The organism is Vibrio sp. Of14-4 (assembly GCF_022347625.1).
Taxonomy (GTDB): Bacteria; Pseudomonadota; Gammaproteobacteria; order Enterobacterales; family Vibrionaceae; genus Vibrio; species Vibrio pristinus.
The window spans coordinates 54,104-77,683 of the sequence record NZ_JAKRGI010000008.1 but is presented as its reverse complement, the minus strand read 5'-3'; the positions used below and the strand labels follow the sequence as shown (position 1 = coordinate 77,683).

Sequence of the window (23,580 nt, the reverse complement as noted above, 5' to 3'; positions counted from 1 at the left end):
CATCTCAAAGTAACATCGAAGACATTAAATACCATACTCAAAAAACCACTGCGTTTACTTTCTATCTGGCCGCTGTCGCCACCGCGGCCATTGTAAGTTCGATTCCGTACTAATTCAGTTACTCAACCAAACGCCTTTCAGCTCTCTTACACTAATACTCATTGAACAAAACCTTACATTTAGCCCCACTGTTTAAAATACACCCTATGAATGTCTCACCCCTCAATTCTGGGGCATATTGTGTTTTTAGACTAAGCTGGAATTAATGATTGCATTTAATTAACATTATTATTAAATAAGATAATGGGAATTATTAAGGAATTGACGAATGAGTAATGGCCAACGAGAAATAACACTCCGTTTTTTAGCCGAACCTGCAGATGTGAATTTTGGCGGGAAGGTCCACGGTGGAGCCGTAATGAAATGGATTGATTTGGCTGCGTACGCAAATGCGGCTGCATGGAGTGGTAAATATTGCATTACAGCTTACGCTGGCGGTATTCGCTTCGTTGCTCCGATACATGTCGGCAACCTTGTTGAAGTAAGCGCAAAAGTTATTTACACAGGAAAAACATCCATGCATATTGCTATTGATGTACAAGCCAGTGACCCTAAAGTACTGGAAAACCGGCTTACAACTCACTGCATTGTAATCATGGTAGCTGTAGATGAAGAAGGAAAGCCCTCTACCGTTCCAGAGTGGGTACCAGAAACAGAGGATGATATACAGTTAAGAGACTCCGCCATAAGATTGATGAACATGCGGACAAAAATTGGGGAAGAGATGGAAGCTCATGTTAAATATCTCAAATAGTGAAGCGATATAAACTAGTGAAAGTCACTGCCTTGTCATTTTTTCTTCACCTTAGTCTGATTTAATTAGCAAAGATTAATTTAGGCTAAGGAATCAGGTTGAAGTTGAACCAGATCACTCTCAGTGAAACAACCTTACTCAACAAGCAAGCTCTCGAATATCAGTGGGTAAGATGCTTATACGCTGAGGGATATACCAGTAAAGACATTAATCATTATATCCAAACTTGTTTCGGCGGAGACGATATCTTTGCCGATTTGTTTCGCAAAGTTGCTTTATCGCAAGAAAGTATTTACGTTCTGCTGAAATATCTAGGCTGCGCCCCTTCTAATCGAGAGTTGTAAAACTTCTCTTAGCCCCGCAAGAATAAGAAATAGTGACAAAGAACCCATGCGCGTACCACCTAAATAAAAACCCGATTTTACTCGGGTTATGGTTACAAAAACTGTTAGTAGTAACATCGTAAGGAATCTAAGCTAACAGCCAGCTATGCGTAACGCCAGAGCTGCTCTCTCCTCTACTGATCGGCGGCCAAACCAAAGTAGGTAGAGTCGAGAAGCAATGGGATAACCTCGCAGGTACCCTAGTTATTAGAATTAGCCCTTCACACCGCCAGCAGTAAGTCCTCCTACCAACCAACGCTGCGCCAATAAAAATACCACCGTTATTGGTAGTGCGGATAGAACCGCTGCTGCTGCAAAGTCTCCCCACAAATAATTTTGTGGGTATAAATACTGCTGCATCCCTACAGCCAACGTATATGAGTCTACATCAGAAAGCAACACCGACGCCACTGGAACTTCACCAATCACCATGATAAATGACAAAATGAACACAACCGCTAGAATCGGTACCGACAAAGGCAAAAGAACCAATCTAAACGCTTGCCACGGTGTAGCACCGTCAAGAGCTGCTGCTTCTTCAAGGGAGTTATCTATGGTTTCGAAATACCCTTTAATCGTCCATACATGCAAAGCTATCCCGCCAAGATAAGCGAAAATTAGGCCGCCATGAGTGTTTAAACCCAAAAATGGAATGTACTGACCGAGCTTATCAAACAAGGCATAAATAGCCACCAATGCAAGTACAGGCGGAAACATTTGAAAGATCATCATCGCCTTAAGAATGGTATTTTTCCCCTTAAACTTCATTCGGGCGAAAGCATAAGCGGATGTTGTTGAAAGTACGACAATCATAATTGATGAGATACCGGCAACTTTAATCGAGTTCCACAGCCAAGTCAGAACTGGAAACGGTGGAGAAGTGATAGAGCCGTCGTCATTTGTCACCGAAAATCCCAACGCCAATTTCCAGTGTTCCAAAGAAGGGTTATCAGGAATAATATTTCCAATTGCAAAATTACCTTCACGCAAGGAAATTGCAATAACCATCAATAAAGGAAATAGAATCAAAGCAAGAAAACACCACAACAAGATGTGTGTCGCCCAAACTCGGTATTTCAGTGACCGACCTTGTACCATTGCCATTACAACTCTCCTTATTCCTGAGCGACTTTAGTTACACGAAGGTTAAGCAATGCTAATGCCCCGACGAGAAGAAAAATCAAAGTCGCAATTGCACTTGCCAAACCAAAGTTTTGTCCACCTGCACCTTCAAACGCAATTCGATAGGTATAATTTACCAATAAATCCGTATGACCGGCTCGCTCTGTTGTGCCTATCATGTTAGGGCCACCTTTAGTAAGAATTTGAATCAATACGAAATTATTGAAGTTAAATGCGAAGCTGGCGATAAGAAGAGGTGTTAACGGCTTAATCATTAACGGTAAAGTAATTCGACGAAAGTTATCAATGAAATTTGCTCCGTCAATCGCTGATGCTTCGTAGAGATCATCAGGAATGGCTTTTAAAAGTCCCATACATAAGATCATGATGTAAGGAAAACCAAGCCAAGTGTTAACAATAATGATCATGACCTTAGCCATCAAAGGATCGGAAAACCAGCTAGGGCTAATTCCAAAAAGAGCCTCTAATACCATATTGATCTCGCCAAAACTTTGGTTAAATAAGCCCTTAAAGATCAATATTGAAATAAATGCAGGAACGGCATAAGGCAGAATCAAAAGGACTCGATAAATGGCGCGACCTTTTAACGCTTCCCACTGAACGATATTCGCTAGAACTAAGCCTAGGATGAGAGTGAGCCCAACACTCAAAGCGGAAAAAACCACAGTCCAGACGAAAATACTGACAAATGGCTGTTTAATACCATCTTCTTTCCAAACGCGTTCAAAGTTGTATGTCCCAACCGTCACTATGTAGCCAGGTGAGACCGGAGAACCTATAAACTGTCCCTCGTTATTGATTGGTTGGTAGAAGCCAATTTCGTTATTGGGACGCAGATACTGCTGGGTCTCATTGTTATATAAAGTTTCACCATCAGCTTGCAGTGTATAGAGTGGTCCAACGGAAGCAAACTTACGCAGTCCGCTCATTCTTACCACTTCACCTGACGGTAAGTGAAGTGCAAGTCCACCGAGCAAAGACTTGTTTTTTATGATGGTTTTTATTGCTTCTTTTTTCCCCTCAACTTGTTTTGCAGACGATAAATACAGCTCGGAGTTCAAAGCCTCCAAATCTAACTCATCAGTTACAAACAAACTGTCCGCTTTAGTGATTGCAATACGATACCCTGTCGATGTACGAAATAGCGAGAACGGATAGCTTTCACCACTTTGGTAAGTGCGTTCAAGTAAAACAGATTGAGCACGCTCAAAAGAGAGTTGATTTTTAGCACTGTAGTTAGTGAAAGAAAGGCTTACCGTATAGGCTAGAGGAAAAAGAATAAATAATATCATTCCGGCAATACCCGGATAGATATAACGGTGTGCATAGGTTTTAGCACTGCCAAAAATGAACAAGGCTAGTGCTGTGAGGGTAAGGGTAAGTAGCGCAAACGCGAACTCGCCTCTTGAGTACATCAATATACTAGCGTAGCCGTTGATAACGCCTAACACGCCCAAAAAGGCCCATTTGATCAACACTTTTTTGTTAGAAAGCAAGCTGACTCTTGGCGATGGCATGGTAACCGTGCCCTGAACTGACTGCATATAATATCCTGCTCACGATGATAGAAAAACGAAGGAGGGCTATCCCCCCTTCTCGATACCAAGTTAGTTATTGCGTCATTCTTTTTTCAGCTGTTTTCAATGCTTCAGTTACGCTTTGACGTCCATCAACCACATTATCCAGTGCATCTTTCATACTATACCAAAAGGTCGTAAACTGGGGGACATTTGGCATTACCTCTCCATTCATCGCATTGTCCATTGTTGCGGCAATACGAGCATCAGAGTTAACCAGCTTCTGGAATGATTTTAAAGCGACAGCACCAAGTGGTTTATCATCATTAAGACTCTTAAGCCCCTGGTCAGTGAGCAAATAGTTCTCAAGAAACTCAACGGCTAGCTCTTTGTTTGGAGAAACCGAGCTTATTCCTCCAACCCAAACACCGACAAACGGTTTTGAAGCATGCCCATTGAATTTAGGTAATGTCGTTACTCCATAGTCAATTCCTGCTTTATCTATGTTCGCCCAACCCCAAGGACCATTAATGGTCATTGCAACATTACCAGCCGCAAATTCCGACTCAGAAACGGAGTAGTTCATATCAGCAGAAATAACCTTGTTTTTAATCATGTTATTAATAAAGGTTAAAGAGGCTTGGACTCCATCTTTAGCCACTCCTACATCGTTAATATCGTAGCCATCTTTGACTTGCTTAAACGCGTACCCACCATCAGCTGATAGAAGCGGCCAAGTGAAATAAGCACCATCTCGCAGTGGCCACATAATGGCTTTTTTACCTGACTTTTGAAGTTTTGCATTTAAGGCTGGGATCTCTTCCCACGTTTTTGGCGGTGTCGGTAATAGTGCTTTGTTATAGATTAAAGAGACCGACTCGACAGCAACAGGATAGGCTATTTTTTTACCTTTATATGTAGCGGCATCCCACGCAAAATCAACAATTCCTTGCTCAATTTCTTTCGAGGGCTTGACTTCAGCAAGTAATCCACCTTCTGCATAACCACCAAAGCGATCATGAGCAAAAAATATAATATCAGGCCCTTCTCCGGAAGCGGCAACTTTAGGGAATTTTTCCTCTAATTTTTCAGGGAAAGCCACTGTGACTTTAATACCTGTATCTTCTTCGAAACGCTGACCTATTTGAGCCATTCCTTCATAAGCTTTATCCCCTCCTACCCAGATGGTCAACTGCCCCTCTTCGATAGCCGCATTCACACTTATGGAAGTAAACACCGACAGTGCGGCCAGGGTTACTTTAGTCAGGGGGTTTCTCATGTTCACATCCTTTTTTGTCTTTGAATTATGAGCTCAAGCTATTTCAGGGGTTATTACCCACTGGGGTAACTAATTCTCGCCAAATTATCAATTAGCTCATCATCCCATCTTCTACGCCTCGCCTATTATGGCGTATTTTCGTGATCCGCATCGATGAACAAAAACGACATAATTCACATAAAATACGCATGCCGTGATCAAATTCACCAATAAGCTCTGTATTTCTTTGAATTTGATCTAGACACACCATCAAACAATAGATGCATCTACTCCCTAACTACTCCCCCCAGATAGACAAGGACTAGGAGGATGTATAACAATAGTCAAAAAAGCAAACTAGCTTGGTCCAAGAGCGGATAAGTAGGAACCTTTCCAGTTTTTATCAGACTTTTCTAGCTAAGTCTAAAGACTGGATTACATGGCCAGGAGTCGCCGTAATAGACAATAATTGTGTAACATCACAGACACAAAATAGCGATTTCGTTAGCGGGTCTGATACGGTTATTTTCACGTAGGGGAACAGACTCTGTATTGGCGATGGCGGGTGGTGTGAGCTCCACCACCCTAATTTCTTACATTGAACCCAGCATGTCGAGCAAGCACTAGCTTTCGTAACAACTTGATAGTTACCTGTGACCATATTTTACGCCCAGTGGTGATTTCCATCGGTGCAGCTTAATATAACCACACATAGATAATTGATATGCAACCCAATAAAAAGATAGAATTTTGATCAAGGACAAGCGAGATGGCAAGTGTCACATTAAAGAATGTATCAAAGGCTTATGGCGACGTATTAATCTCAAAGAATGTTGACCTAGACATAAAAGAAGGCGAGTTTGTTGTTTTTGTTGGTCCGTCAGGATGCGGTAAATCAACCTTACTGCGCTGTATTGCTGGTCTCGAAGATATTACATCAGGAGAGCTTTATATTGACTCTAAATTGATGAATCATATCGAGCCATCTAAACGTGGCGTCGGTATGGTTTTTCAATCCTATGCTCTATATCCGCATTTAAATCTGTATGAGAATATGTCATTTGGTCTCAAACTCAGTAAAGCAGATAAGAGTGAAATTGATAAACGTGTAGAACACGCAGCGGATGTACTCCAACTCAGTCATCTGCTCGACCGACAGCCCAAAGCTTTATCTGGCGGCCAGAGACAAAGAGTTGCTATCGGGCGAACTCTGGTATCACAGCCTAAGGTGTTTCTACTCGATGAACCTTTATCCAACTTAGATGCAGCCTTGCGGGTACAAATGCGTTCAGAAATCACCAAGCTGCAACGAAAGCTAGGGTGTACCATGATCTATGTAACACATGATCAAGTGGAAGCGATGACAATGGCGGATAAAATTGTCGTTCTCGATGCCGGTTATGTTGCACAAGTTGGCAAGCCATTAGAGCTTTATCATTATCCAAGTAATCGTTTCGTTGCTGGTTTTATTGGTTCACCTAAGATGAACTTTATTAGTGTTTTCATTGAAGCGGTAGAAGACGATAAAGTCATGGTTCAGCTTGCCAATGGCACCGCATTTTGGATCCCAGTTGACGGAACAAGCGTCACGCGAGGTTCACGAATGTCACTGGGAGTTAGACCCGAACATTTGCTGCCATGTGGTCAAGGTGATGCTTCAATTGAGGGACAAGTTAACATAGTCGAAAAACTCGGAAATGAAACTCAAGTCTACCTGCATATTGGCGCAGCCGACGCAGATGTTATATATCGCGAGCCAGATACCTTAGACATCGAGGTAGGTAATAATTTCATTGTTGATATACCCGCCAATCGCTGTCATCTATTCCACAGTGATGGAAAAGCGTGCCAGAGACTCTTTCGGGAAGCAGGGGTCAACTTTCCAGATTAATCTCGTTCATTGCAAACGAGAATATGTCGATATAAAAGCCCAGAAACAAAAAAGGAGCCTCATGTGCTCCTTTGGGCTAAGACTGCTGCACTTTTTTATGTCCCTGCTCCAAATGAACAAAGTCAACGAGATCATCACAAGACACTTGATAAGCCTGACCAAAACCCTTCACAAACAATCCCTTGTTAGGTTGCATTTTAAATAAAATAAAGTCCTGTAATTGACTTAAGTTATCAATAATGTCGCCAAATCGTTGGTTCATTTGCATAATAACATCATTCCATAAAGGTGTGTCTCTTTCTACTACCTCTGCAGTAGCATCAAACGTCAGACGTTTACGAGCAAAAAGTTGCTTGGAATGTCCTTCATCTTCGATCATCATAATCGAAACATTAGGGCTCACAAGAAGGTTACGAGCGTGGCGGGCAATGTCAGATATTAATACAAAATACCCATATTCATTTTGTACAAACGGCGCATAACTGGCATTAGGCTGACCTTGTTCGTCAACAGTAGCAAGTTGAAGAGTGAGACAATTTTGACGAAACTCTTGGATCTCTGGCCCCAAGCGCCCTTGTAAGCGCTCTTGTTTAACATGATCATCCATATATTACCTCCTTCTTATTATGATGGTTAATTTGTCGGGTTTTTATTTTCCTACGATTAATATTACTTTAAGTCTTTTTGCCACTGTCTAAACGCGATTACCTGTTCAGGAATTAACTCTCTTTGATCATTTCTACCTAGATAAACTTTGAATATGTTGTTCCCCTTTTCACAGAAGAAACCAAAGTAATGACTCTCACGACCTCTAAAGGGTTTACTAACCAAAGCTATATTAACCACATTACTTAGCTTTAAGTGGCCATGTAACTCTCCACTTTTTCCCATCAAGTTATAATAGCCTCTTGCGATTTTACCTTTTGGGAAAGGTGCCTTTACTTCAAAAATTGAACCAAAGGAGTGCACAATAGTCGTCACAGGGCCAAATCCAACCAGTTTTTCAAGATAGAATTGGGCTTGCTCCCCACCAGCCAGGCCCACCATGTCATCCGGTAAAGCGCTGACAACCTCAAATTCAGAAACATTTAATACCTCAGCAATTTCTGCGGGTAATAACGCTGGCTCTTCAAAGACCAATTCGGCCACTTTTTCCTTCAATATCTGCATATATGTTCCTCATAGCGCCAAGCCACTAACAACAGTGAGATACATTCCTCGAACATCGATGAGAAACTCTTTTTGCCGTAGTAAGAGCCGAGCGTGACAAAATTCACGCAATCATAGAAGCACAGAAATGATAATGCAATTGATAATTGATATTATTTGCATCTTGTTAGATACTTTACCTCTTGATGATTTTTGTCATAACACTAATATGCATTTGAACAGGTATGTGATTGCGGGTAGTCTATCCATCGCTATCCACAGCATGATTTTTGGAGTGAAATTTGAGCCTAAAGCCTATGTCATACCTGTAGGAAATGCACCTTCTTCAGTCTCTATTCATTTCACGTCTCCTTCTGCAGAAAGCCAAAAGAGTGAGAATGCTAGGCCCAAAACAGAGCAAAACTCATCAGCAACCTCACAAGTCACTGATGAAGTCAAAAGTCGGTTCGCTGCGGCCACTTCTATCAATAAAAAAGAGAGCGCTAAGCTTGCAGCAAAAAAAAAGGTCAGCGAACAGTCAGACAAACCGCAAAAGCAACAAGAGCCAGACAAGGCAGTTCATAAGCCTATTGAAGAAAAAATGACCCAACCTCAACTTGCAAGTTCTCATCAGGGCGCGACCACAAAACCCGTGTTGGTGAACAAACCAAGTTTTATATCCAAGCCAGTCCAACCCATTTACCCTAGGTTAGCGAGGAAGAGAGGATTAACAGGCGTGGTGACTTATGAAGTTTGGTTAGACGAAGATGGCCAGCAAGTATCTCAACAACTCATCTCCTCTTCAGGCCAAACTATCTTAGATAAATCCGCGCTAAAGGCGATAAAGAAGTGGAAGTTCTCTCCACACAGTATTAACGGCCAGAAAATCGCTCATAGAGTAAGAATTCCCGTACGTTTCAATATGGATTAACAATGGAACATATAAATTACCTCCAGCAACAACTGGGCCTAATGACATGGCCACTCATCTTATGCTCATTCGTAACAGTAATGATTGTACTCGAACGCCTCATGCAGCTTTGTATCTGCTCTGGTAGAGGAAGAAAAGCCATTCATGCAGAGCTTAAGCAAATCTCCCCTTCAAATGTTCAACAAATTATTAGCCTTGCTACAAAGTTTTCTCACCATCGACCACCTCTCTATCAGGGCGTTTCCATCTTGCTCCAACATCATTGTTATCCGAAAAATTTACGCGAAGATACCGCTGGTATGTGGTTGGAAGAAAAACGTCTGCAACTCAACTCAGGCCTTCGTCTTCTTGGCTTAATTGGCGTGATAAGCCCTCTAATTGGGCTACTCGGAACTGTACTTGGTCTAATAGAGATGTTTAAAGGTGTTGCAACATCATCAGGTAACATTACTCCAAATGACTTAGCCGATGGCCTAGGTATCGCAATGCGAACAACGGCGGCAGGCTTAATCATTGCCTTGCCAGCGATCGCAAGTGCTCAACTACTTGGCCTTTGGGCAGACAAGGTAATGGCTAAGCTGGCGCATACTCTCAATTTTACTAACCTCTGGCTAGAGGGGGTCGAGTTTCAACAAGCAAACACTCAACCATCTCCAGCCTCTCATGAGGCGATGCCATGATCAAAGTAAATCGACAATCGAATCCCGTGAGCTTAACACCGGATTTAACACCTTTATTAGACATTATTTTTATTGTTATGGTTTTTTTGATGCTAACCGCTGCCGTCAAACTTGATTCTCTGGAGGTAAAGTTACCCACCATAGACTCGCCAATGACAACGAGTGTGGAAAACCAAGTAATAACACTGAACATTTTACCAACAGAGCCTTACTGGGCATTAAATAGTCAAGAGTATTCAGATTGGGACTCTTTCTCCCATGCAGTGAAGCAGGCATATCAATATAATCAAAAATCTATCGTTATAGGAGCGGAAAAAACGGCAGATGTGCAGCATTTAGTAAAGTTACTTGCCTTTCTGCAAGAAAATAATATTCAAGCCACCCAGTTACTTACCCAAGACACAAAACACTAAGGTCAAGCTATGCTCAAACCTATCATTGCTAAAGGCGTCTCTACGCTTTCCCTATTTCTTGTTGCAGCATCAACATCAGCAAGTGACAGAATCATTAGTGCCGGTAGCGCTGTCACCGAATTGCTGATCGCACTTGATAAGCAAGACCAAATCGTAGCAGTAGATATCACGAGTGAAGTGCCATCAAAAACTGAGCTCCCCAAAATCGGCTATCACAGAAACCTTTCGGCAGAAGGCCTACTTGCTCTTAATCCAACCCTTGTTATTGGCTCAGAAGAAATGGGGCCCAAAAATGTGTTAGACCAAATATCCAATGCAGGAGTCAGTGTTGATGTGATCAATTCATCACCCACACCTGAAGGCCTATTAGAACGCATCGATGACATTGCCTCGATCACTCATAGTGAAAAGAAAGCACAAGCTCTAAAGGCCAACATACAACAAACCATTCAAGCGCTAGAGACAAATCGCTCAACATTGCAACGAAAGCAAAAAGTGTTGTTTCTTCTCGTACATGAGGGTCGGCCCGCAAATGTTGCAGGCGCAAACACGGTGCCAGACGCAATCATTCAGTTAGCTGGTGGTTTAAACCCAGCAGCGCAAAAAGTTGATTCGTATAAGCCGCTCTCTACAGAGTCAATGTTAGAGATGCAGCCTGACATCATACTAGTCAGCGGCCGAAGCCTAGATAAGATCGGCGGGATAGAGACAATTTTTGACAAAATGCCTCTCCTTGCTGCGACACCAGCCGGAAAAGCCAAAAACATTATTCCAATCGATGGACACGCAATCGTTGGTGGTTTGGGTTTAAAAAGCCTTTCAGAGGCCCAGCGCTTAAACAAAATACTTAATACAATGAAGTAGAGCTCTTTACTATGCTACGTCATACCTCCCTTTCTTCAATACTCATTGTTTTAAGCTCATTTATTTTACTTACCGCTGTCGGATCGATTAGTGTCGGTCCCATGAATATCAGCTTCATGGATAGTCTAATGAGTGTCGCTACATATTCAAATCAGCTTCCAGATCATATTCATATGGTCATCCATGAAATTCGTCTACCACGAACCTTGCTGTGTATTCTTGTCGGCGCGATATTGGCAATTTGTGGCACAGTAACCCAAGGGTTGTTTCGCAACCCTCTCGCTGAACCAGGCATTATAGGGGTTTCTGCAGGCGCATCTCTCAGCGGAGCCATCGCGATAGTCCTGTTTTCTGAATACAACACTGACTACCCGAATGTTATTAATATCATTGCTGTTCCCTTATTCGCATTCTTGGGTGCCATAGTGGCCACTGGTTTTGTATATCGATTAGGTACTAACAAATTAGGTACGTCTGTGACCATCATGCTATTAGCGGGTGTAGCAATGACTACTCTATCTTTTGCCGGCCTTGGGTACATGAATTTTATTGCCAACGACCAGATGTTGCGAGACATTTCATTGTGGCAGATGGGCTCGCTAGCCGGCGCGAGTTGGACCAGTATTTTACTTTGCACCGCCACTCTTTTCCTATTGCTAGTCTGCTTCACACGCAATGCAATGCCTTTAAACGCTTTACTCTTGGGTGAAGCGGAAGCTGCTCATCTGGGGATCCCAGTACAAAAGCTCAAGCGTTTGTTGATGTTATTAACTGCGATCGGGGTTGGCGTGGCCGTTAGTGTGTCTGGCATGATAGGTTTTATCGGTTTAATTATTCCTCATTTAGGCCGCATGTTGTGTGGCCCCGATCATCGCTCCCTGATACCAATATCAGCCTGCCTAGGCGCGTTGCTTCTTACCGTAACCGATATGATTTCACGCACAGTGCTTGCGCCGGCCGAACTTCCGGTAGGAATCGTCACCGCAATGATTGGCGCTCCATTTTTTATTTACCTCCTATTTAAGCAAAGAGGAAAGATTTTTTAATGAATAGTCATGCACTTTGCGCAAACAATATCTCCATACGCGTAGACTCACGTCTGATCCTCAACAATGTGAGTCTCGAAATACGTTCTGGCGAAGTTACCGCCCTGTTAGGGCCAAATGGTGCAGGTAAAAGCACGCTACTAAAAGTACTTTGTGGTGAGAGACAATCCAACGCCGACATAGCCTATTTTGGTAAAGAAAAAAGCTTCTGGAATGCTAAAGAATTAGCCAAACATGTAGGCATGTTACCGCAGCAAAATACGCTCACTTTTCCTTTCTCTGTGCAAGAGGTCGTCGAGCTAGGCGCAATTCCCTTAACATTAGCCAATAGTGAAGTACGAGATCTTGCCCATCACTATATGAGGGTGACTGACGTCCTCCATCTTGCCGAACGGCTCTACCCATCTTTGTCAGGAGGTGAAAAACAGCGAGTGCACTTAGCTCGTGTTCTCGTGCAATTAGCACAATCGGGGGAGCGTAAAATATTAATGCTTGATGAACCGACTTCAGCCTTAGATCTCACACATCAGCACAATACGTTATCCAAAATGAAACAGCTAGCAGATGAGCAAAATACGGCAGTAGTGGTGGTGTTACACGACCTAAATCTCGCGGCACAATATTCTGATCGTCTTGTCATACTCAACGAAGGTATCATAGCCTGCGATGCATCCCCCGAAGACGCTTTGTCCGCAGAGATGATTATGTCGGTGTATGGTTATCGCTGCATGATAGGAAAACACCCTATGCTAGAATTCCCTATGGTTTATCCAGCTCCTTAACGTTGCGTTAGCCTACGGGGGAAACAAATATTGCCGCCCTAGCCAAACCATTCCTTTCCGCATTGACAATACAATGCAAAAAGAAAAGAGCTTAAGGTATGATAAATAAAGTGAATAGCTTGGTTCAACCTATCTTGGCACGAGTTTTGTTTTGTAGTCTAGACCATGGATTGTCTGCGTGCTTAGCGGGCATCGGAGCAATAAATAACTTTCGTTCTCACACAAGATGGTTATCTAGGGTATATACTCTAGTGATAATTATCTAATAAAATAATGTTTTATTTCTAAGTAACTGATAAACAAAAACAATACAGTAGTCAGAAAACATGTGTACGCCCGAAAGTCGTTGCGCACAATTGTGAAGTGATTCAAAATTAACAAGTTGACGTATATTAATATCAGATTTCTGAGGTTTTATGAAAGTCGCAGACCTATTCAAACATCGTGGTGAAAAGTCGCAATCCGAATTTATGCAGTGGATGTCTCCTGCCGTGCGTGAATATTGGGATGAGTTTATACAAAAGACAAATAACCACCGCTATTTATTTGCACGTTTTTGGGACATGCAAAGACCAGCGGTCAATGATGAGGTCCAAGCACCCAACGCATCAAATGATGTTGAGAATAAGCCCGTTGAATTAAAACCTGAAGCACAGGTACTTTACGATCAGCTTAAAGAGAAGCTTGGCGAAGTGATTCATACAGGTGAGTGGCTGAAGATCTCGCAGCAACGTATTAATCAATTTGGTGAAGTCACTGAAGATATGCAGTGGATACATACCAATCCAGAGCGTGCCGAACTTGAGTCACCTTTCAAGACAACGATTGCACATGGCTTTTTAACTCTGGCTATGCTTCCAAAACTCACAGACAGTGTGAACCCAGATCATTCCCTTTTCCCAACAGCCAAAATGGTGGTCAACATTGGTCTGAACCAAGTACGTTTTCCATATCCAGTCAAAGCCAATAGCCGCGTTCGCGCTGTCAGCAAGCTATCTAAAGTAACACCTATCAAAAAAGGATTGGAGATAGAACGTGAAATCAAGGTTGAGATCGAAGGGGTTAGACGCCCTGGAGCCGTTGTTGTCTCAGTAATACAGCTTCATTTTTGAAGAGGGGCCAGCGTCCCCTCTCCCGTAACTTATCTATTTGCTAATGGGTGTATATCCGTATTCTCGGATTAGGCCTTTAGCTTGCTTTCCTTGCAAATATTCAACAAACGATTTTGCTTGTTCGCCTAATTCAGAGCGTTTATACAACACCAAAAAAGGTCGAGATAGGCCATATTTATTTGTTGCTATAGTTTGAGTACTCGCTTCTATTCCATCGAACTTAATCGCTTTTACCGAGCTATCTACAGAGCCAGTTGAGATAAAGCCTATCGCTTGTTTGTTATGGCTAACTAAGGTTTTCACCATACTATTACTGTTAACCACCAAATTATTTTGACTGATTGAGGAAACTTGTCGACCATTGACTATCTTAGTTAGCCCAAGAAGATTCTCGAAGCTGTACCTTGAACCAGATGAAGCCTCACGAGTCACCACTGCAATTTTTTGATCAAGCCCACCCACTGAGTTCCAATTGACTATCTTGCCCTTATATATGTCAAAAAGCTGCTCTCGGCTGATATTACTGATCGGATTGGATTTATTAACAACAACAGCAAGGCCGTCATAAGCCAATGGAGTGACAGTGAGAGACTCGTCTTGCTCGCTCTCTGTCAAGTAACGAGAGCTCATACCTATGTCGGCGACTCCTTTTTTCAATAAGGTAATGCCTGCTGTTGAACCAATCCCCTGTACTGCGATATAGGTTTCAGGGTGGCTTTGATGAAAGTCTTCAGCCAATACATCCATCACACGCGCTACTGAGGTCGATCCTGATACATTGACCTCACTGGCTACCGCTAGGTTAAAACTAAAACATGCGCTTAATAAAACAGTGAAAACGGTGCGAATCATAACTATCTCCGATTCAAATAAAGGATATACACTGGTGGCATAATATGTAGGTAAGGTTACATTTTTGTGAAAAATGTTGATTTAACGGTGAATAAGCGAGAAGTTGGTAAAGGTCTGAAACCAGTGTTCGGATAAACTCAGTGATACGGAGAAGTGGATAAGTAAGTCATGATCCCTTACTTATCCGTCTCTTTTTAATCGGCTTCTTTTGCCTCAACAAATACTTCAACAGGTTTAGCAACAATGCTACGAGTTTCTTGATTTACCTCATTTAACACTAGCTTAATGACATCACCTGCACGGTAAACAATCTCATCGTCAATAGACAATAATCCAAGCTCTGAATTACATTTTAAACGCTCTTTATTGGCCAATATTAGAGTACCAGGTATAAATGCAACCGCACCATTTTCGAGTAAACGAACGCGTAACCCTGCTCGAGAAACATCAAAAATTTCACCATGAAATTGGGTACCTTTAGCTGGTTCTTCCGCTAAAGTGCGCACATATAGCCAATCAGAGACATTACGCTCCGCCGTTTTATGGTGTTTACGGTGCAGGGCTAATTCATCGCCAAGATCACCATCAGCAGTTTGAACCGGTGCTTTGCCCATAATATGAGCTTTCAACATTCTATGGTTGACCATGTCACCATATTTACGAATCGGTGAGGTCCAAGTAGCATACAATTCAAGCCCCATTGCATAATGAGGTAGAGCTTGATTACCAATTTCACTATACGCTTGATACTTGCGAATACGGTGTTCGAGATAACTGGTATCTTGCTTAGCTAGCCAACGGCGAAGCTCAGAGAAGCCAGCCAATGTAGCAATACCCTCTATGGTAAAGGTCTGCTCGCTGTTTTCGCTGTTGATAAGATCGATAACGTCAGCTAGCTTATCCTGCTTAAAGCCAGAATGAGTATTGAACACGCCTGAATCGAAACTGGATTGAAGAACTTTACCTGCGCAAATATTTGCAGTAATCATGCATTCTTCTACTATTTTGTTTGCACTACGACGAATGTCTGCGTGAATAGCAATAACGTCGTTATCTTCGCTAAGTTCAAAACGGTAGTCTGGGCGATCTGGGAAAACAACGGCATTTTTCTCGCGCCACTGAATTCGAGCCTGCGAACACTCATAAAGGGCGTTTATCACTGAAGCCGTGCTGCTATCAGGTTGCCACGACTTTAACTCGCTATTTTCCAGCCAATCTGAAACATGTTCGTAAACCAAACGTGCGTGGGATTTCACAGTGGCCGCAAAAAACTTAACGTCATCGCCTAGTTCACCGTCAGCTCCAATGTGAACAGAACAGCAAAGCGCGGGTCTTAACTCGTTTTCTACCAAAGAGCATAGGTCATCAGCTAAGTCTCTTGGCAACATAGGAATATTGCGCCCTGGTAAATAAATAGTAAATCCACGTTGACGTGCGGTTCTATCCATTTCAGAGCTTGGAGTAATATAGGCAGTAGGATCGGCAATCGCGATCGTTAGCTCATAGCTTCCATCATCTAACTTCTGAGCATACAGAGCATCGTCCATATCCCGTGTCGACGCACCATCAATAGTGACAAAAGGCAAGTGCGTCATGTCTAGACGCTCTAGATCAGCGTCATCCTCAATCTGCCAGTTTTCTATGCCCGGAGGCTCGGTATTGGGTAATTCATTTTGTGCTAGTGTCACCCACCAAGGCGCTATTTTGTCATCGGCATCCGTAATCTTTTCTGATATTTCGACCAAAAAACCATTATCGTCAGCCAATGGGTGTTGGATTAGATGGGCAACAACCCAGTCCCCTTCCTTCAAATCGTCCCGCTTTAAGCCCTTTGTGACCTTAGCTTTAAGCGATAATTTTTTAAGTTGTGGATGATCAGGATTAACGTTTAACTTGCCTTTAAACCACTTAACTCGACCGATAAAACGGTTAATGCCCTGTTCCAATAAGGCTTCTGGCTCTGCAACTTCTCGCTCTTTTTCGGTACGAATAATGGCTCTTACCTTATCTCCATGCATACATTTTTTCATGTATGGTGGCGGAATAAAGACACTCGTTTTGTTATCAACCTCCAAAAAGCCATAGCCTTTCTCGGTCGCTTTAATCGTACCTTCTTTCTTGGGAAGGTTTTCTTGTATCTGCTGCTTCAGTTGAGCCAGTAGGGGATTATCTTGGAACATGCAAACTTCTTAACTAATTCGTTTTATTTTCTGGATGTATGGCATCAACTAGTACATTTACAGCTGATTAAACCAATTGCGGGGGTTCAACCCATCACAACCACATCCAGTCGAGCCAATTTGTGTATAACATTTTACTAGGTAATGCCCCTAATGTATATCGCAGAAATTGACCACCTAATTCATATAAACTTTATTAATTTATTATGTATATCAATGACAAACACTGAGTAGCCCTGTATCTATCTAATGAACAAAGCGCTGGAGTCTTCTGTTCTTAATCACTTAAAGCTAGGAAAAAATTGTGATGTATTTCAATTTTTTCTGGATTTTTTTGTGGTTTTAAGGAATAATTCGCCCCCCTTAGATATGTCCCTAGCGGCTTGATGCGATTTACGACTTATCCGCATCTGAACGGATTCAGCACTCACTGGATTGGTAATGGAATTGGTAGAGCTCGTGGGACCTTTTGTTGACATTTACTTTAGTAGGATCCCAATGACAGATTCTGTAATTCAGTTTAGCGATTTAGCGCTAAATGACGCTATCCTTTCTTCTCTAGACGGAATGGGCTTTGTATCACCAACCCCAATTCAAGCTGCTGCTATCCCTCACCTGATGGAAGGCACCGATGCACTAGGCAAAGCTCAGACTGGTACTGGCAAAACCGCGGCATTTTCACTTCCACTATTGAACAAGCTAGATCTAGCTCAGCGTAAACCTCAGGCTATTGTTCTTGCACCAACTCGCGAACTAGCGATCCAAGTTGCAGCAGAAATGAAAAACCTAGGCCAGAACATATCCGGTCTAAAAGTTCTTGAGATCTATGGTGGTGCATCCATCGTTGATCAAATGCGAGCGCTCAAAAATGGTGCGCACATTGTTGTTGGTACACCAGGGCGTGTTCAAGACTTGATCAACCGCGAACGCTTGCATCTAGACGAAGTACATACATTTGTTCTCGACGAAGCAGATGAAATGCTAAACATGGGCTTCGTCGACGACGTTACAGAAATCATGGAGCATGCTCCTGAGTCTGCTCAGCGTGTTTTGTTCTCTGCAACTATGCCTCCAATGCTAAAAAACATTGTTGAGCGCTTTTTGCGTGAGCCAGTGACAATTGATGTCGCAGGTAAAAATCACACTGTAGATAAAGTTGAGCAGCAATTCTGGGTTGTAAAAGGTGTCGAGAAAGATGAAGCAATGTCTCGCCTGTTGGAAACCGAAGAAACTGACGCGTCTATTGTATTCGTTCGCACTCGTCAAGATACAGAGCGCCTAGCAGACTGGCTATGTGCTCGCGGCTTTAAAGCTTCAGCGCTGCATGGTGATATTCCACAGTCTCTACGTGAGCGTACTGTTGATCATATCAAACAGGGTGTGATCGATATTCTTGTTGCAACAGATGTTGTTGCTCGTGGCCTAGACGTTCCAAGAATCACTCACGTATTTAACTACGATATTCCTTTTGATGTAGAGTCTTACATTCACAGGATTGGCCGTACAGGTCGTGCAGGACGTAAAGGTAAAGCGATCCTTTTAGTTCGCACCAATCAGATCCGCATGCTTCGTACTATCGAACGTGTGACTAAATCATCGATGGAAGAGATCCAACTTCCACTGCGCGATAAAGTAGCAGAAGCTCGCTTAGTTAAGCTAGGTGCTGAACTTGAGCAAGATAAAGAACATAAATCTCTAGAAAAATTCACTGAGCTGGTAGAAAAGCTTCAGGAGACTCTAGAGCTAGACGCGACCACACTGGCGTCAATCTTACTTAAGCGTCAGCAAGGTAAGCGTCCATTGTTTTACATTGGCGAAGATCCGATGATCCAAGCAATCGAACGCGACAAACAACGCCGTAAAGAGCGCCGTGAAGGCGGTAGAGATGGCCGTGGTAGAGATCGTAGCTTCAACAATCAAGATTGGGATACATACCAACTTCAAGTTGGCCGTGAGCAAGGTGTTCAGGTTAAAGACATCGTTGGTGCATTAGCCAATGAGCTTGGCCTGACTAAAGGCTCAATCGGCGCTATCAAACTTGCACAAGGTGAGACTTACGTTCAGCTACCTAAAGCAATGCCTTCTGAAACGGCAGGTAAACTGCGTAAACTACGTATCCGCCAAAAGCAGGTAGATGCTGTCGTGTGTGACTTTGACGATTTCCGTGAGCCTCGTGGACGTCGTGACTCAGGTCGCGGTCGTGATGGCGGACGTCGCGAGGGTGGTTTCCGTGGCAATCGCGAAGGTGGTCGTCGTGAAGGTAACTTCCGTGGTAACCGCGAAGGTGGACGCCGTGACGGAGAGCGCCGATTCGATCGTAATCGTGGTGGCGACAATCGCGGAAATTATCGCGGTGAGCGTGGTCATAATCGTGACCGCCGAGCAGAAGCATAAGATATTCAATATATCACAGCCTATAATTGCTTAAATCTAAGGTGAACCAATTGGTTCACCTTTTTGCTTTTATTAAGCCAAAATCAAATAAACAGAGCAGCTAAGCTGCTCTGTTAGGACTGACATCTGCCAGCGAAGCTGGAATTCAGGTTTAGATTATTCGGCAGGGGTAATGCTTAGGTGAGCATCACTAAAGCCAAGCTCTGCTAGTTCTTGTGCGTCAAAGTTGGTTGTGATTTCGACATCACCAACTTGTTCACTGACCAGAGGCTCCGCTGAGCGCTTAACGCGATTACTTATCGGTGTGGCTTGACCAATTTCTATCGTACCAGCAAATTGTGATTCCGCATTAAAGTCACCAGAAACACGAGAGTAAAAGGGACGTAGACTCTCTCCTGTCACAGTTTGCATATTTTTTAAGCCATTTTCGGTGATAGCCCAGCTCCAGTCCCACCATTTGACTTCACCCGGAATATAACGGTGGTCCCATTGATAACGAATATCTGCTGATTTATCGCTGACACGTCCCATAGTAAAAGTGTGTTTTACGTTAGGACGGTCATCTGGGTGAGAATGCCAAGCGTTGCCACTCCAACGTAAAAATCCATCAAATGTGACATCATAACTTATATCCGCACCAAAGCTGTATGGATAAGAAATACTCGAGCGATAAAGTTCGACACGAATTGGGATCTCAGAATTAGCAGGAACGGTTGGTCTTGCTTGGAGCGTCACCTGCTGGCTAGTTGAGCCGCCATTGGTTTTGGCGAAACTTTGATTAGCTTCAAGTGAAATCGACAGCTTAGTCTTACCAACCAAAGGCCACATAAATTCATTTTCTGTGGATACCGACTGAGCAAAACCATAAGTGTCAGTTTTAGACCAATTGGTTGACTCGTTCAATGACAGATCCACCACCACCTGCTGTGGAATGTCACTTCTATTGCGAGCAATCGCAGTCACCGTTTTTACCAGCTGGCGCTCAGATTCGGTTATGTCACCGTGGGAGAAGTCGCTATCGTTGAGAGTATACGCAAAATTATTGATTGTGATTTTGCTTTTCTCATCACAGCGGTAGCCGTCGCATGAGCCATCCTCATTGCCTTGAATCACCCAAGCGTCGCCTTCACGTCTAACATACATATCTTCGCCGACAAATTGGCTATGATTGCCACTTACCCAAGCATAACCAAGGTAATGAGCGAGATAACTCAATGGACGCACAAAGTTAGCGTGATCAGTTACCAGCGCATACTGAATGTCTACCTCATCGCCTTCAGGAATGGATGCCTTAGGCATAGTGGTAATTTCAGACACCGCATTAACAGGGTAACACCAAGTGGTACTATTGGGAATATCCTGCTTGATTCGACCGTGATAGCCAGGCCCCATGATCACCCAGTCATCTTTTAACCCAGTAATTTGCCACTGACCCATGCGAGAAACAATGTAGTCCTTTTGTGCATTTGCTTCGAAGCGATCTATCGGGCGGTAACCCGTACGGCAGCGGTCTTCACCCAATTGATCAGTGACCAACTGGTCAGGATAAATCTTAGCCTGTGCGTTTGCAGACAGAACGGAAATAAGCACGGATGGAATCAAAACTTTAAAAGTATTGGATGTTCTCATAGCTCACACTCCTACTGTTAATTAAGTCAATAGTGATCACATAAGTCGAATCAATAGTAAACAAATAAATTAACAATATTAACAACAGTGTGGCATAGGTATCATTTTTTGGCTAATTATTCATCCAAAATATATAAATAGTCAGTTAATTTGTATCAAGTGGGGAGTTAAAGCCGCACTGATTGGCCTTTTTGAAGCGTTCAAGCCTTTCCCAGCCTGAAACACATAGTTATAAAAGGGGTATTTTAGAGGTTGCGTTACAAGGATGTTTCAAATGTAAAGCATTGATTTTACGAAGAGGATTAAACGGCGCCAAAAATTAAAGATTGGCGCCAGAGTGTTTTGTTAGGATTGTAAACGCTCGATTTTTCCGTTTATGTCTTCACGATACTTATCGAAGTTCTTAACCTTGGTGAGTTTACCCCCACAATTAAGAGCCACAAGATATGCTATTAGAGACATCAAGCTAATAAAAATAGACGATATATCCTCCCCATCCGAAGCGATATTCATAAGCTGGTAAACCTGTGCAATAGCAATCAAAGCAAGTACCATAAGAATAGACTGACCAATGTAAATCATCAGATACTTGTTATCACTGTGCAGTTTTTCTATTTGCTCAAGTCGCTGTTCCAAAGATGAAACCTTTTTGGCCTTGCCCCAAACCCAAATTTTAATTACCCAACCTTGATAGACAGGTATCGTTGCAATCAAACCAACAATTGCTACAAATTTTTCGAAAGTCATTTTTTTCCTGTTATGTAAGCCTAACATCCCGCCAAAGAACTACAATGCATTCCACCCAATTTGATTTATTGTTCCATAAACACAAACTATTATCTGAAGACGCCAAGCTTTATGAACCGCTGTTGAAAAGCTTGTTAGCTGCAATGTTTGCGGCATTGTTAACCAAGAGTTCTCGAACGTCTATGAGCTGGTTAATTTGAAGTATTTCCCTAATTCTTTTTTTGATCTCAACTATTGTTGATTCTGCATTTTTTATATTTGGCTCACCAATATTCATAAGGTTACTGAACTCATTAAACATTTGTTCAATTGCTTTTGAGCGAGTGTCACAATGTTGTTCGGAACCGGATAATGCTTCGGCCAAACCTGAATTCGCACCAATATTTCTAACAGCTTGCTCAAAAGGCATGAGCTTTTCTTCAATTTGGGGGGTTATCCAAGCGGTATACTCAATGCGAAGCTCGTAGAGCTTTCCCGAATGTTCTAAAGCCTCTCTTGTCGGACCTTCTTTAGTTAGAGTAGTAACTAATTGGTGGACTTCCGCCAAGTATTTTTCACAGAACTCAACGTGTTTATCAAAAACTGTGTTTGCCATATGGGAGGTGGCACCTAGATTGAATACTTGTTGTCCCTGCTGCATCTCAAGGTTTCTCTGATGATGAGTGTTATCTCTAACTAGCTGAAACAGAGCTACCGCCAAGCCTCCCACACCTGGAATAGAAGCTATACCCTTGTAAATGTCAGTAATTGGGGCAAAAAATACTACGCAGAATGATATACAAACTATGAGAGTAATTCCTATCCAAAACTCTTGTTTCAATTTATACAATCTCCTAGTGAAGCTAACGCATTGATAAGTGGCAAGCAAAACTGCCTTCGAGTTAGCCATATGCCCAAACGAGATCACATCATTTAGGATGAGAACATAGCCAAAAATTAGCGATTAACGACAAAGCCGTTTGTTGAAAGGCTTTATTTAAGCCCAATAGCCGCCGCTATAGCTGCTATGAAAACACCAACTAAGATTTTGCCCCACCCTGTATTATGCCAAGCTGGATCATCATTTTTAGCCGAATCTATAATAATATCTACAGATGCATTTTCTGGAACAGTCTCTATATCAGCATCTTTTCGCATTTCGCGTAAGTAGATATCTTCTTGAATTTGAGCTCTTAACTCGTGATATTTGCTCTTTAGTGCTTTATGATCACTGATGAAAAAAGCAGATACGATAATAAAAACTGAAGGTATCGCAAAAATGGAGTACATCTCAATGAGGTCTGGCTTACCCTCAAAACGAATATATCTAGCACTCTCCCACACAATATCGACTGGAAAAACATAGGTAATAGAAATTGCTCGTGCTGAAAGCAGATGTATATGTTGAAAAAAGGAAAAATCAACGCCTTTACTAGCTAAGTAAACAGTTTTAACGAACACCATTAATAAATAAATCACAGCTAGTAAGATACAAACTCTGGCAACCATTGCCCTACGTCTGGTTTTACGCAATTTATCTTTTAACTTCATCAATATCCCTATATCGCTAACAAAAAAATATGAACAAAGGTTACTATTTATGCATACAGTGTCAATTGATATTTTTACGAAGGCCCCAAGAAAAGATTTAACTCCCTATTAATTAGTGCCTGAAGGTTTTGGGCATTCACCGCCTTACCTCATTAACCCACATGTCTGCCCTCAGGCACCTATGAGATATTTTTCTTCTTGGGTTCAAAATTAAGACTAATATGACCCAATACCAAGCCGAGAGAGGTTCTGTCTGCTCTGGGCG

At 42.5% G+C, this 23,580-nt stretch carries 22 protein-coding genes; 11 read left to right on the top strand and 11 right to left on the bottom strand.

The genetic code is table 11. The annotated features are described in order from the left end of the window. Positions 1-328 precede the first annotated feature (328 nt). Both MHN79_RS10040 and MHN79_RS10035 read left to right on the top strand, forming a co-directional pair. Complete coding sequence (locus MHN79_RS10040; RefSeq protein WP_160928433.1) at positions 329-814, top strand: acyl-CoA thioesterase; 486 nt, start codon at positions 329-331, stop codon at positions 812-814. A 98-nt stretch (positions 815-912) separates the two neighbouring features. Beyond that, positions 913-1,158: a hypothetical protein gene (locus MHN79_RS10035; protein WP_239172780.1), complete on the top strand. Its 246-nt coding sequence runs from the start codon at positions 913-915 to the stop codon at positions 1,156-1,158. A gap of 252 nt (positions 1,159-1,410) precedes the next feature. Here MHN79_RS10035 and malG read toward each other — a convergent pair whose 3' ends face one another. The 3 genes from malG to malE form a co-directional block, all read right to left on the bottom strand. Continuing rightward, positions 1,411-2,301 (bottom strand): maltose ABC transporter permease MalG, encoded by an 891-nt coding sequence (gene malG, locus MHN79_RS10030; protein WP_239172779.1) that lies wholly within the window; start codon positions 2,299-2,301, stop codon positions 1,411-1,413. An 11-nt stretch (positions 2,302-2,312) separates the two neighbouring features. Continuing rightward, the gene (gene malF, locus MHN79_RS10025; protein ID WP_239172778.1) at positions 2,313-3,884 is read right to left on the bottom strand and encodes a maltose ABC transporter permease MalF; all 1,572 of its coding nucleotides are present in this window, start codon (positions 3,882-3,884) and stop codon (positions 2,313-2,315) included. A 67-nt stretch (positions 3,885-3,951) separates the two neighbouring features. Further along, positions 3,952-5,136, bottom strand: coding sequence for a maltose/maltodextrin ABC transporter substrate-binding protein MalE (malE, locus tag MHN79_RS10020; protein ID WP_239172777.1), 1,185 nt, complete (start codon positions 5,134-5,136; stop codon positions 3,952-3,954). Between the two features lie 748 nt (positions 5,137-5,884). Here malE and malK point away from each other — a divergent pair. Continuing rightward, the gene (gene malK / locus MHN79_RS10015; protein WP_160928439.1) at positions 5,885-7,006 is read left to right on the top strand and encodes a maltose/maltodextrin ABC transporter ATP-binding protein MalK; all 1,122 of its coding nucleotides are present in this window, start codon (positions 5,885-5,887) and stop codon (positions 7,004-7,006) included. 76 nt (positions 7,007-7,082) lie between these two features. Here malK and hutZ read toward each other — a convergent pair whose 3' ends face one another. Both hutZ and hutX read right to left on the bottom strand, forming a co-directional pair. Then, a complete protein-coding gene (gene hutZ / locus MHN79_RS10010) occupies positions 7,083-7,613 on the bottom strand; it encodes a heme utilization protein HutZ (protein ID WP_239172776.1) in 531 nt (176 codons plus the stop codon). A gap of 62 nt (positions 7,614-7,675) precedes the next feature. Continuing rightward, the gene (gene hutX, locus MHN79_RS10005; RefSeq protein ID WP_239172775.1) at positions 7,676-8,176 is read right to left on the bottom strand and encodes a heme utilization cystosolic carrier protein HutX; all 501 of its coding nucleotides are present in this window, start codon (positions 8,174-8,176) and stop codon (positions 7,676-7,678) included. 133 nt (positions 8,177-8,309) lie between these two features. On the opposite strand from hutX, the gene MHN79_RS10000 reads away from it, so the two are divergent. The 7 genes from MHN79_RS10000 (at position 8,310) to MHN79_RS09970 (ending at position 13,983) form a co-directional block, all read left to right on the top strand. Further along, positions 8,310-9,086, top strand: a complete 777-nt coding sequence (locus tag MHN79_RS10000; RefSeq protein WP_239172774.1) for an energy transducer TonB — start codon at positions 8,310-8,312, stop codon at positions 9,084-9,086. Positions 9,087-9,088: 2 nt separating this feature from the next. Further along, complete coding sequence (locus tag MHN79_RS09995; protein ID WP_239172773.1) at positions 9,089-9,766, top strand: MotA/TolQ/ExbB proton channel family protein; 678 nt, start codon at positions 9,089-9,091, stop codon at positions 9,764-9,766. Further along, the gene (locus MHN79_RS09990; protein WP_239172772.1) at positions 9,763-10,179 is read left to right on the top strand and encodes a biopolymer transporter ExbD; all 417 of its coding nucleotides are present in this window, start codon (positions 9,763-9,765) and stop codon (positions 10,177-10,179) included. The genes MHN79_RS09995 and MHN79_RS09990 overlap by 4 nt, the downstream gene beginning before the upstream one ends. Positions 10,180-10,188: 9 nt before the next feature. Beyond that, positions 10,189-11,043, top strand: a complete 855-nt coding sequence (locus tag MHN79_RS09985) for a hemin ABC transporter substrate-binding protein (protein ID WP_239172771.1) — start codon at positions 10,189-10,191, stop codon at positions 11,041-11,043. Positions 11,044-11,054: 11 nt separating this feature from the next. Then, positions 11,055-12,089 carry an iron ABC transporter permease gene (locus MHN79_RS09980; RefSeq protein ID WP_239172770.1) on the top strand — a complete coding sequence of 345 codons (1,035 nt, stop codon included), beginning with the start codon at positions 11,055-11,057 and terminating at the stop codon, positions 12,087-12,089. Then, positions 12,089-12,871, top strand: a complete 783-nt coding sequence (locus tag MHN79_RS09975; protein WP_239172769.1) for a heme ABC transporter ATP-binding protein — start codon at positions 12,089-12,091, stop codon at positions 12,869-12,871. Before MHN79_RS09980 ends, MHN79_RS09975 begins: the two co-directional genes overlap by 1 nt. Positions 12,872-13,287: 416 nt before the next feature. After that, the gene (locus MHN79_RS09970; protein WP_239172768.1) at positions 13,288-13,983 is read left to right on the top strand and encodes a MaoC family dehydratase; all 696 of its coding nucleotides are present in this window, start codon (positions 13,288-13,290) and stop codon (positions 13,981-13,983) included. 33 nt (positions 13,984-14,016) lie between these two features. On the opposite strand, the gene MHN79_RS09965 is transcribed toward MHN79_RS09970, so the two are convergent. Together MHN79_RS09965 and rnb are read right to left on the bottom strand one after the other, a co-directional pair. Next, positions 14,017-14,835, bottom strand: coding sequence for a phosphate ABC transporter substrate-binding protein (locus tag MHN79_RS09965; protein ID WP_239172767.1), 819 nt, complete (start codon positions 14,833-14,835; stop codon positions 14,017-14,019). A gap of 194 nt (positions 14,836-15,029) precedes the next feature. After that, positions 15,030-17,015 carry an exoribonuclease II gene (gene rnb, locus MHN79_RS09960; RefSeq protein WP_239172766.1) on the bottom strand — a complete coding sequence of 662 codons (1,986 nt, stop codon included), beginning with the start codon at positions 17,013-17,015 and terminating at the stop codon, positions 15,030-15,032. Positions 17,016-17,513: 498 nt separating this feature from the next. On the opposite strand from rnb, the gene MHN79_RS09955 reads away from it, so the two are divergent. Then, positions 17,514-19,409 (top strand): DEAD/DEAH box helicase, encoded by a 1,896-nt coding sequence (locus tag MHN79_RS09955; protein ID WP_160928459.1) that lies wholly within the window; start codon positions 17,514-17,516, stop codon positions 19,407-19,409. Between the two features lie 156 nt (positions 19,410-19,565). On the opposite strand, the gene MHN79_RS09950 is transcribed toward MHN79_RS09955, so the two are convergent. The 4 genes from MHN79_RS09950 to MHN79_RS09935 all read right to left on the bottom strand — a co-directional run bounded on the left by MHN79_RS09950 (position 19,566) and on the right by MHN79_RS09935 (position 23,315). Beyond that, the gene (locus MHN79_RS09950) at positions 19,566-21,038 is read right to left on the bottom strand and encodes an aerolysin family beta-barrel pore-forming toxin (RefSeq protein ID WP_239172765.1); all 1,473 of its coding nucleotides are present in this window, start codon (positions 21,036-21,038) and stop codon (positions 19,566-19,568) included. Between the two features lie 345 nt (positions 21,039-21,383). Then, complete coding sequence (locus MHN79_RS09945; RefSeq protein WP_239172764.1) at positions 21,384-21,785, bottom strand: hypothetical protein; 402 nt, start codon at positions 21,783-21,785, stop codon at positions 21,384-21,386. 109 nt (positions 21,786-21,894) lie between these two features. Beyond that, the gene (locus MHN79_RS09940) at positions 21,895-22,605 is read right to left on the bottom strand and encodes a hypothetical protein (RefSeq protein ID WP_239172763.1); all 711 of its coding nucleotides are present in this window, start codon (positions 22,603-22,605) and stop codon (positions 21,895-21,897) included. 152 nt (positions 22,606-22,757) lie between these two features. Further along, on the bottom strand, positions 22,758-23,315 hold the full coding sequence (locus MHN79_RS09935; protein ID WP_239172762.1) for a hypothetical protein: 558 nt from the start codon (positions 23,313-23,315) through the stop codon (positions 22,758-22,760). Between the last annotated feature and the right edge of the window lie 265 nt (positions 23,316-23,580).